General features: G+C 59.8%; 1 protein-coding gene and 1 pseudogene. One reads left to right on the plus strand and one right to left on the minus strand.

Going from position 1 to position 2450, the window contains the following annotated elements:
* Nucleotides 1-1701: ATP-binding response regulator (locus ACRXB1_RS34565; RefSeq protein ID WP_449494600.1), on the minus strand; the 1701-nt coding region annotated here is incomplete at its 3' end.
* Between the two features lie 213 nt (nucleotides 1702-1914).
* On the opposite strand from ACRXB1_RS34565, the pseudogene ACRXB1_RS34570 reads away from it, so the two are divergent.
* Nucleotides 1915-2450 (plus strand): annotated as a pseudogene (locus ACRXB1_RS34570) (hypothetical protein); the annotation flags it as partial.

Here is a 2450-nt window from a genome sequence, read left to right on the forward strand (position 1 = left end):
TGGCGTCACCGGCTTGTGCAGCACGGGAATCCCTTGCGCGGCGAGCGTGCTGAGCTCGGACGACGCCATGTCGCCCGTGATCATCAGCGTGACAATGTCGCCATCGCCCCGCTCCCACAACGCCTGCCGCACCGCGCGAACAGCCTGCGCGCCGGTTCGGTGATTGCCGAGCTGGTAATCGCAAAGCAGCGCATCGGGAACGAAATCGTCTTCAACGGCTTGCACCGCAGCACGCTCGTCCCGCACGCTGCGCACGGTGCAACCCCAGCGGCCCAGCAGACGTTCGAGTGCGGCAAGAATGGCGGGGTCATCGTCGATGCAAAGAATCCGCCTTCCCGCGGCCGTCGGCCCGGTCAATGCCACATCACTGAGCCTTGCGGTGATCGTGATCAGGTCCGGGTCGCCGCGCTTGACCGGCACGCTGACTGTCGTGCCGCGTCCCGGTGAGGAGCGCAACGTGACATCGCCGCCAAGCAGTTTCACCAATCGTCTGACAGTAGGCAAGCCGAGCCCGTGTCCCTGTCGCGGTTTTTCATCAGGCAGCCTCGCCTGATAAAACTCTTCGAACACGAGTTCGTGTTCTTCCGGCGCAATGCCAATCCCCGAATCACGTACCTCGATCCGTCCACTTCGATACCCCATCCATATCGCGCCGCGCTCGGTGTATCGAATCGCGTTCGATATCAGGTTGCCCAGCACGCGCTCGAGCAATACAGGGTCAGAGAAGGCGACCGCATCCGTCGGCGCGATGCGCAATGCGAGACCCTTGGCGGCGGCGAGCGGACGGTATTGGTTATCGATGCGAGTGAAAATCTCCGCGAGGCGAAAGTGCAGCGGGATCACCTGCGTGACGCCACTTTCAAGGCGCGCCAGATCGAGCACCTGATTAAAGAGCCCGTTCAGTGCTTCAACATTTGAAATGATACCGTCGGCCGTTTCGCTGCGTTGAGCACCGGAGGCCAACGTGTCCCTCAACGATTCGGCAAGCAAGCCGATCGCATGCAACGGCTGGCGCAGATCGTGACTGGCGGCTGCGAAAAAACGCGTCCTCGCGCGGCTCGCCTCTTCCGTCACCCGCTGCTGGATGGCGAGCGATTCAGCCAGCCGCTGCTGGTTCACCCGCGCCTCCACGACCCGCCGGAAGAGTGTCCGGTAGCGCGCGGCGTAGAAGTTCATCGCGATGAAAAACACCACGAGCACCGAGCCAATTACGATGCGGTCGCGCGTGGGCGAGCTGAAGTTCAGCACCACCGCGGGCATCAGGAGCAACGGAATCGCGCTGGAAAAATTGAAGAGGTCGAAGCCGCTCGACATGAAAACACCCGCCGCCAGCGTCACCAGCAGCACGGTATGGAGGACGGGAAGATCGGCTTGCTGGCTGTGGAACGCGAACCAGATCGACAAGCCGGGCGCGCTATACAGCACAATGCTTCGCAGCGCGTGAAGGTTGATCCACTTGCGTGGCGCGAATGTCGCCGGCCAATGACGGTTCCACGCCCACAGTGCTATTCCGCCAAAATTAGCGATGCTATAAAAGACAATCCAGGCGGTGAACAGGCCTCGATGCGCAATTGAACCGAAATAAACTGCGCTCAAAGCCGCAATGGCTAACCAGTGCGTAAAGAATGCAATGGGGTCCTGAGCATAAAGAACCTTCGCGAGGTCTTTGTCTATTTCCCGCCGCATTGGATCGTTCTGCATCCTGTCAGCCCCTTTTTTACCAGATGCGCGCCTGGCTGACGCACGTGGGAACGACTTGCTAAAACGACACTGGACATAACGGTGGGGGCGTCGAGCCGCCTTAAGACCTTACACAAGTTTACCCGACGGCTATTACTTTAGCCATATGGCGCAACTCGCATCCGGTCACCATACTTCGCTCGACATCCAATAAAACATACGAGGGAGAGCAACATGGACACCATGACCGCGCACGCGCGTGTCGCGAACCTTGACACCGCAATACTTCCGGATCTCTGGCGCCGCCGCACCCATCTGTCGCATGACGAAATGGTGTCGATGTACCATTTGGTGCGCGGCGCGTTGCGCGCTTACCACCCGCTCGAACTCCAGTCACTTCGCGAAGACAAGGAAGAGCTCGTCGCGCAATTCATTTACGCCAAGGTGCTGCGTCTGGAACCGGGTCACTCCACGGCGAAGTCCTGCGCTGAAAGCGCGCCATCGAACAACTATGCCATTTGCGCTTATTTCAGACGCTATCTGATCGATTGCCTGCGCAGCGCGAGCCATCAGCGCAATGTATCGATGGAAGTGAGCGGCATCGATCAGCAAGTCGATGAACATGCTCAGGCTATAGAAGATCCCGTCAGGTCAGTGCTCCTGCAATACGGACTCGACGAATCCCGCGTGCGGCGCATGGCGCGCTGCTTCATAAGCGCGCTTGACCGGCACGAGCGTCCCCGCGAGCACCACACGCTCGTGCCGGTCAA

Source organism: Caballeronia sp. M23-90 (assembly GCF_053574605.1).